The organism is Moorena sp. SIO3B2 (assembly GCF_010692525.1).
Lineage (GTDB): Bacteria > Cyanobacteriota > Cyanobacteriia > Cyanobacteriales > Coleofasciculaceae > Moorena > Moorena producens.
Genome location: NZ_JAAHHE010000286.1, coordinates 1 through 7,880, shown reverse-complemented (window position 1 = coordinate 7,880; position 7,880 = coordinate 1). Strand labels below are relative to the sequence as shown.

Below are 7,880 nucleotides of genomic sequence, written 5' to 3'. Positions count from 1 at the left end.
GATGACCAGGCAGATGACCAGGCAGATGACCAGGCAGATGACCAGGCAGATGACCAGGCAGATGACCAGGCAGATGACCAGGCAGATGACCAGGCAGATGACCAGGCAGATGACCAGGCAGATGACCCCCTCACGTTTTTGGAAGACCCAACTGATGACCCCCTCACGTTTTTGGAGGTTCCCGTTACAGGACTGCCCAGGGGAGAGTATTTACCCTTGTTTCCCTATGGTGGCGTAAGTGGAACCCTGGCTCACTATCAGCAAATGGAGGAACAAATCCTCAATCCCCAGCGCCGCAAACAAATTAAAATTATTGCTGAAACAGACACTACTCAACTTAGCGGTCAACCTCAAGGAATACTAGGGGGGATAGGGACATTTAGTCCCCAAGCATTCAGTGCCTTGAGTAGATCAGCTACCCCTGAAGCTCAGGCCATGACAGCTGCTGCACCAGCGGAAACCATCACTGGTACAACTTCCCTGGGATTGTTGGCAACCTATTCCTCTGATTACCAAACCCTCAATAGTCTATTACTGGCCAAGGATACCGACAATAAGGATGTGAGTTTGCAGGACCTAGAACGGGGTTCATCCCTCCGTTCAGCTTTCCAGTCCAGTCAGATGTTCCTGGTGATCACTGACCCGACTTCCCTCAAAACCGATACCAATGAATCTCCTCCAGTTATCAAGGAGCATTTTCAGAATAACCAACTGACCATTCAAGGGTGGACCTTTGATCTCAATCCAGACAATTGGCGTCAGGGCACAGGGGATACGGATACGGTTTTACTGTTTAAGTTCCTAGATAAGCCCCTGATTGATATTCTCAAGGATACCGCCCTGTGGGAACAACCGGAGGTATTTGTCGGGACGGCAACGGATGCTGATGAACGGGTCAAGGAAATTAAAGCAGTGCGCGATCGCTTAGTGACATTCTTTGAAAATGCGATCGCAACCGCCAACGACCCCAATGCTGCTGAAAAAGACCGGGATAATGCTGCCCCTCTAGCCCGGGTTGGCAGCAGCACCTTTTGGTCAGGGATGATCGCGTTAAATGTCAAGCTGCCAGCGGGGACAGGACTGCCTCAAGACTTGAAAGCCCTAGAATGTGGCATACAAGACCAGGATAACTTCTACGCTCAGTATGTCGGGAGTAATGGCACCCCGATTTTGCCCCAAAATGGGGAATTGGTAGCGGAACAGTCTTCCCTGTTTGGATTGCTGGACTATCAAGACAACTCCGTGCCAGAAACCGGTCCCTTGGGCTATGCCTTCCAGGTGGCCAACTTACGGGTGCAGTTCCAAAATTCACAAATCACGGCATTTTCCAGTCAGGTCAATCTTACCCTAGATAAACTCTTTGACGAAGCTACCCAATTACTCAATAGTCGCTCAGGACGGAATATTGTCATTCTCCAGGGCTTTACGGAAGAACACGATGGGGTGATTACCTATAGCTTTAGCTTTAGCGGCGAGAACTATTTTGCCCTACCCGATAGTCATATTCTCAATAATGTTGACATCGTTAAGGCCACTTTTTCCACAGATCCCCCAGGTAATGATACTACACTCACCATTGGACGGTTTACCCTCTGGGGCCGTCTCAATTTCCGTGACTTAGAGACCTTTGATGGATTATCCTTTGGGTCAGATACTTCCCTGTCCGATGAAGTTTTAACTGCCAGCAACCTGGTCAACCGCAGTGCCCGTGCTCTGGAAGACGATTATCAAGTAGGGATTGATACTCTCAATCAAGCATCAGCGGAGTTGCAGCAAAAACTGGATGAGCTAGCCAAGAACGAACAATTCCTGCAGTTTTCAAAGCTGAGTATTGTGATGAACTGCAAGCATACCAATGGTACCCAGGATATCACCTTTAGTGTCGATGCCAGCCAAATTGCCTTTGATTTGGCTCAGAGTAAAGCCCGCCCCCATAGTCTCTACAGCAAATTTCCCCTTAAGCTGACTAACTTCGTCTATCTCGACCCTGCTCAACCGGATAGCAAGCCTAAAGGGTATCTTACGGTTAAAACTCCCTTGGGCAGTGGTTCTATGCCCGACAGTGGCTTTGGTTTTAACTTCGAGTTTAATTTGGGCAGTTTGGGGGCATTGTCGGGTTCAGCTCAGTTTGTGGTTAATCTGTTGATTATCTGGGAACCGAATCAGGATGGTTCCCAGGAAAAAGCCACAACTTTTGTAGGATTGAGGCTACCGGGAATTGGTGGGGATGTGCTCGGTTTTCCTCTCCAAAGTGTACTGAAGCTGTCCTTCAAGACGGTGGAATTACTAGTTGATTCCACTAGCACTTCTGGTACAGCTTACTTGTTGAAAATTAAGAAGGTTGCCCTTAAGTTTTTTGTCCTCTCATTTCCCCCCAGTGGACAAACCGAAATTGTTATCTTTGGCAATCCTGATGCCACGGATAGTAATGATGCTGTTGGCTGGTATGCGGCCTATGCCAAGTAACTACAGCTATCTGGTGGCGCGTCCGCCACCAAACCTTAATGTCCAACTATTAAAAGCAACGTCAGCTATCAGCTATCAGCTTAAGCGCTACGCGCACGCTACGCGAACAGCTATCAGCTATCAGCTATCAGCTATCAGCTATCAGCTATCAGCTATCAGCTATCAGCTATCAGCTAATGCGCACGCTACGCGAACAGCTTTTGAATAAAATAAGCTGACCACTAACTACTGACCACTAACTACTGACCACTAACTACTGACCACTGATCACTGACCGCTGACCGCTGACCGCTGACCGCTGACCGCTGAATGCTTACAAAGCAACTAACCAATAGGTGGAATTTAATTTAGATAAACAGGAGATAATATGGCAGAGGATAAAATCCCCAATTATGAACAGATTAACAATATCCCAACCTTTATGGAGGAAGTCGATAATACCTATAGCATTACTGAAGAATTGCCCATAAACTTATCTGACAATCATCCATTATCTGATATGTGGGCAAAATCAATTACTGTTACGGAAGGTACCTCACCGGATCCTTGTTATACTGCTACTGGATCAATTAATGATGAGTTTCCCTTCAATTTTGCCGAGGATTTTCCCTTTGATAGTAAAGATTTTAGTTTTCTAACCAACCAAGACGTTGCTCCTGAACTGGCAATGAAGTTGAAGATTGATGTCTTCCAACCTATACCGGAACCTGAAGATAGGAGGGGGATTAAAGTCACGGTATTTTCGGTACCCCAATCCGATGATTATCCCAATGGAGTCATTGTTAAAAAAGGCTTAACCTTTGTGGACGAAAATGGCAATCCTGTGGCTGATGATAATCTATCGACCACAAAGATTCCAGAAGAATCAGTGGTTCCCCCGGAAGCAGACGTTAAGCTCGATCAATTATAGCCTTTGTATCTCGGTTGTAAACACACGAATTGCTGAAAGAGGCAATAGGCAAGAGGCAAGAGTAACCCACCCCTAACCCCTCCCAGGAGGGGAAAGCAAGAGGCAAGAGTAACCCACCCCTAACCCCTCCCAGGAGGGGAAAGCAAGAGGCAATATGGGAAAGATATCCGGAGTTTTATTGCCCAATAAAAAAATAAATTTTAGGTTTACTTTTTATTGGATATATGATATATAATAAAAAGCAAAATGTCTAATTTAATTGTTGTAAATTGATAGTTGTTGAAACTAACTATTTTTGAATAAGGAGCAAAAAAATGTCAGATACTAAAGTATTTTTTGGTGTTTCTCTAGAACTGGCTGGGAAGACAATTTCCCTAGAACCTAAAAATGCAATTAATGAGATTAAAGAAAAGGGAATTGAAGTTGAACTTCCGGCAGGGGAGAGAGTATATTTAGGTACTGTTGGCACTTCTCTCAATAGTATTTTACAAACACTAGGAGCAGTTGAGTCAGGCACAACGGCTTCCTTTCTGAATGACGATGGCACGCTCAATTCCAACGAATTACCAGATATTCAGGTCTTACAGGATGCCGCAAGTGTGCTGGTTGAAGCTGGTTTATATGTGGATGAATTTCATGTCAGAATACCCGGTGCGGCCACTGAGAATGGAAAGGTAGCCAAAGATAAAACAGCTTACACTGTTGGACTATCAGCAGAATGGCAAGAGGATTCAGGTCAATTAATTGATGGATTAGACCTTCAATTAAAGGGGGTCTATTTCAAAATCAGTAATGAAGAATAGCAATCAGCTATCAGCTATCAGCGGTCAGCAATCAGCAATCAGCAATCAGCAATCAGCAATCAGCAATCAGCTATCAGCTGACGGCTGACCACTGACGGCTGACGGCTAACGGCTGACCACTGTTCGCGAAGCGTGGCCAACGGCTGACGGCTGACGGCTGACGGCTGACCGCTGACTTTAGATAATTCCATTTTTGCCTAGTAATATTTCTGAATCGAGCCATGACTGCAATAGTGCAAAGAACAACCAGTGTTAGCTTGGGTCTGATCTCCGAGCTAACCGTTGCTGGTGAAACCGTCAATTTGATCCTGGAGAAAATTGAAGACCGCAACGTAACGGTTTATCAGGGCGGTATGATTGCTGGACAGCGACTTTATGTCGTGGCGCTTTTGGAAGAATTAATTCCAGAATTAGATGCACCAGACTCGATTCAGAACTTAGCCATTACTAAAATGGCGGTGGAATTGCGACCAGATAAAGGGGCATTTTCCTTTGAGGCTGCTATTGAAAATGCCTGGTCGATTACCCTCGATTCGGGGCCAACCTTATCCATCCAACAGCTTGCTCTGTCAGTGTCGTCGGTCAAATCTTCTGGCTCAACCAATGGGAGTCAACAGAATACGGCAGAATCCCTCTCCCAGCAGCGAAAGCTGTCATTTGAGGGGCTGTTTGAGTTATTTGGGGGCGAATTTGCGGTTAAGGTCGCCCATCAATTTTCGTCACAGAGTGGCATAATTGCCAGTCAGTGGGCATTTTCTGCCACTGCTGAAAATATTAGTATTACCGAAGTCATCAAAGCTTTTGGGTTTTCCCAGGATAAACTCGATGAGTATGGGTTGCGGGATTTAGTAGTTTCCTTGGCATTTGCGCTACAACAAACCCGCTATCAAGACAATAGTACCCAAATCGTCGAATCCCGCTATACCTTCACCGGATCCATGGATTGGGATACTGGCATTGCCTTAGTGCCAGGGGAAGAAACCCTGCAAATCCAAGCCGCGATTGAAATTGCCAAAACCTCCAGTCAGGGATCAGGGGGAACCTCTACGACCCTAAAAGGCGCGATCGCAGGAACGGTCAAAGCCTCGATTCCCTTTTTCGATACCTTACAACTCTCGGTTATCTATACCTTTAGCCAAACCAGTAGCACCTCTAGCTCTGGTCGTTCATCCCAAGCCCTGGCAAATCGTACCGGTGAGTTAATTTTCCAACTCCAAATCAGTACCCTGTTGTTGAGCGCAGTGTACACCAATATCAATAATCGTAAACTGTTGCGGTTTAGCGTTAGTTTGGTCAGTGGAAAGAATCCCACTATTGGTGACCTGATTGCCTATATTGTCAGCGTCTATGACTCCAGCATTATTGACTTTGAACTCGATCCACCCTGGGATGAATTTGCTAAAGAAGAGATAGCGCTAGATAAGTTTAGTCTGGAGATAGACCTAACCGATAAATCCATCACCATTTCCTACAAGGCTACCTTGAATGTCTTGATTGCTAAGGTATCCAATGTGGGGCTGTCTTACCAGTTTGGGACTAAGTCATCTCAGGTTAGTACCCAACAAAATAATGCCAGAACAGCATCCAATAAAAAAATAGCGATCGCAGTTGACTTAAGTATTCCCGGAGAACCCAAAAAGCGAGTTCAGTGGGACCCAGTCAATGAGAATCCCCCAGAAGTGCCCAGCACTAAAGCCCCGATCTTCGAGCTGAAGTTCCTGGCTTTGGGACAACGGGTTGCCTTCGCACCAGAAATTGTGCAGCAAGCTCGTACTATTGAGCAATTCACCACGGTGATGCGCCAAACCTTGGTACCCCTTCCCCCTATTAAACGGCGGCAAAATCCCCTCACAGCTCTGCAACAGTCCTTACCCTCAGCCGTCAGTTCTGACCCCACTCAACCAATTCAATTTTCAGGTCAGCCAATACAGTTTAGTGCAGAGAGTGGCTGGTTAATTGGTGCCCAATTTGTGATTTTGGGTTCCATTGAGATCAGTATAATTTTCAACGACCCCTTTATCTATGGCCTGCGCATTAGTTTGTCGGGACCCCCGGTACAAAGTTTTGCTGGATTTGAATTTGAAATCCTCTATCGCCGCATTAGTGATACTGTCGGGGTCTATCGCAGTGAGCTGGTTTTACCAGACACCATGCGCTATATCGACTTTGGTGCTGTTCATATTACCCTGCCAGTGGTTGCCATTGAAATCTATACCAATGGGGACTTTGGTATCGATGTGGGCTTCCCTTGGGGTGGTGACTTTTCGAGATCCATTGCCGTTAATGTCGGCATCTTTTTAGGATTAGGGGGCTTCTACTTCAATAAACTGAGTGCAGAAACAGCCACCAGTGTTCCCGACATTGTTAGTGGCACCTTTGACCCGGTATTAGAATTTGGCATTGGCTTGCAGGTCGGGTTGGGGAAAATTATCAACAAAGGTCCTCTGCGCGCAGAATTCAGCATTACCATGCAGGGCCTTTTGCAAGGGGTGTTTGCTACCTATAATCCCACCGATACTAATGAGAAAAAGGCCACCTATTACCGAATTCAGGGTGGTGTAGCCATTGTTGGTCGCATCTATGGTGTCGTGGACTTTAAGGTGATTCAGGTTGATGTAGAAGTCCTGGTTAAAGTTGCGGTGCTGTTTGTGGTGGAGGTATACAAAGCTATTCAGGTGGCTCTGGTGGCTAAGGTTTCTGTCAAAGCATCGATCAAGGTTGGCTTTGTCCGGATCAGATTTAAGTTTAAATTGACCGTCCGGGAGCAATTTGTCCTCGGTTCAGATAGCACACCACCCTGGCAACTCGCTGCTGTATCTGGGGGAGCCATGGCTCCCCCAGATCCAGTATTTACTGCCCGTGCTCAAACCCTGCGTCCCTCTATGCAGAAAAATGCTAGGGCTAATCGCTCCTTTGCTTTTGCTAAAGCCCAGGCCACTAGTAGCACAGGGACAGTTACAAATGCCACTACTACAAATGTCACTACTGAAACATCTGGTGGACGGTCATTGCGATGGGATGATGGTACAACGGGAATTAAGCTAGACCGCTCCAACCAGATGGGCGATGACACTAAGGAAACTACTGAAGAAGGCGACAAGCTTCCCCTCGATATTTATTTTCAACCGTCCTTTACGAAGACCGAAACAGGAGTAAGTGGTATCGGGTTATTGTTTATGGAAAACTCGATTCCTCTAGACGATAACTCTACCAATGATAATGATACGGACTTTGATGAGTTAGTTAAAGCCCTATTCAAATGGGTGATTTATGCCTATTTATCCGATAGTGAGCGTAGTGATTTGAATATCGACACAAGTTCTGTCAATGTTGATAATCAAGTCTTAACCTTGGAATTGTTAGAAGATGTTTATACCCTATTCGTTAACTACTTAGAAGAAGAACCGGCGGATGAGTTTTGGGCACCCCTGATTCGATTCTTGTCTACCAATTTTATCTTTGATATCACCGACCGCCCCATCGATGATGATACGGAAATTAGTGGTACTATTTTCCCGATGTTTCCTCAACTTGAGATGGAACTCAAGGATGGTGCTGATACTATTCTCAATACCGTTGATTTTGATAGTACGAAATATTCTCCCGATCAAATCAAGGCGATTCAAACTTATTTTCAATCCTCCAACTATAACCATAACCAGAGCACAGAAGAAGTCCTGGGACAAATACCGACCAACGAT

Annotated in this window: 4 protein-coding genes and 2 pseudogenes; 5 read left to right on the top strand and 1 reads right to left on the bottom strand. The window is 45.8% G+C overall.

Features of this window, described 5'->3' with window-relative positions:
- The 4 genes and pseudogenes from F6K38_RS31290 to F6K38_RS31275 all read left to right on the top strand — a co-directional run.
- A pseudogene (locus tag F6K38_RS31290) lies at positions 1-2,466 on the top strand (hypothetical protein); the annotation flags it as partial.
- On the top strand, positions 2,456-2,674 hold the full coding sequence (locus tag F6K38_RS31285) for a hypothetical protein (protein ID WP_287358979.1): 219 nt from the start codon (positions 2,456-2,458) through the stop codon (positions 2,672-2,674). The pseudogene F6K38_RS31290 and the gene F6K38_RS31285, both read left to right, overlap by 11 nt.
- 159 nt (positions 2,675-2,833) lie before the next feature.
- Positions 2,834-3,376, top strand: a complete 543-nt coding sequence (locus F6K38_RS31280) for a hypothetical protein (RefSeq protein ID WP_287358977.1) — start codon at positions 2,834-2,836, stop codon at positions 3,374-3,376.
- Positions 3,377-3,690: 314 nt separating this feature from the next.
- Complete coding sequence (locus tag F6K38_RS31275) at positions 3,691-4,179, top strand: hypothetical protein (RefSeq protein ID WP_287358975.1); 489 nt, start codon at positions 3,691-3,693, stop codon at positions 4,177-4,179.
- Positions 4,180-4,238: 59 nt separating this feature from the next.
- Here F6K38_RS31275 and F6K38_RS31270 read toward each other — a convergent pair whose 3' ends face one another.
- Positions 4,239-4,370, bottom strand: coding sequence for a hypothetical protein (locus tag F6K38_RS31270; RefSeq protein WP_287358973.1), 132 nt, complete (start codon positions 4,368-4,370; stop codon positions 4,239-4,241).
- A gap of 30 nt (positions 4,371-4,400) precedes the next feature.
- On the opposite strand from F6K38_RS31270, the pseudogene F6K38_RS31265 reads away from it, so the two are divergent.
- Positions 4,401-7,880 (top strand): annotated as a pseudogene (locus F6K38_RS31265) (hypothetical protein); the annotation flags it as partial.

Excerpts from the sequence above, each read along its gene's own strand:
- F6K38_RS31285 (WP_287358979.1), top strand. The coding sequence starts at position 2,456 with ATGCCAAGTAACTACAGCTATCTGGTGGCGCGTCCGCCACCAAACCTT.
- F6K38_RS31280 (WP_287358977.1), top strand. The coding sequence starts at position 2,834 with ATGGCAGAGGATAAAATCCCCAATTATGAACAGATTAACAATATCCCA.
- F6K38_RS31275 (WP_287358975.1), top strand. The coding sequence starts at position 3,691 with ATGTCAGATACTAAAGTATTTTTTGGTGTTTCTCTAGAACTGGCTGGG.
- F6K38_RS31270 (WP_287358973.1), bottom strand. The coding sequence starts at position 4,370 with ATGGAATTATCTAAAGTCAGCGGTCAGCCGTCAGCCGTCAGCCGTCAG.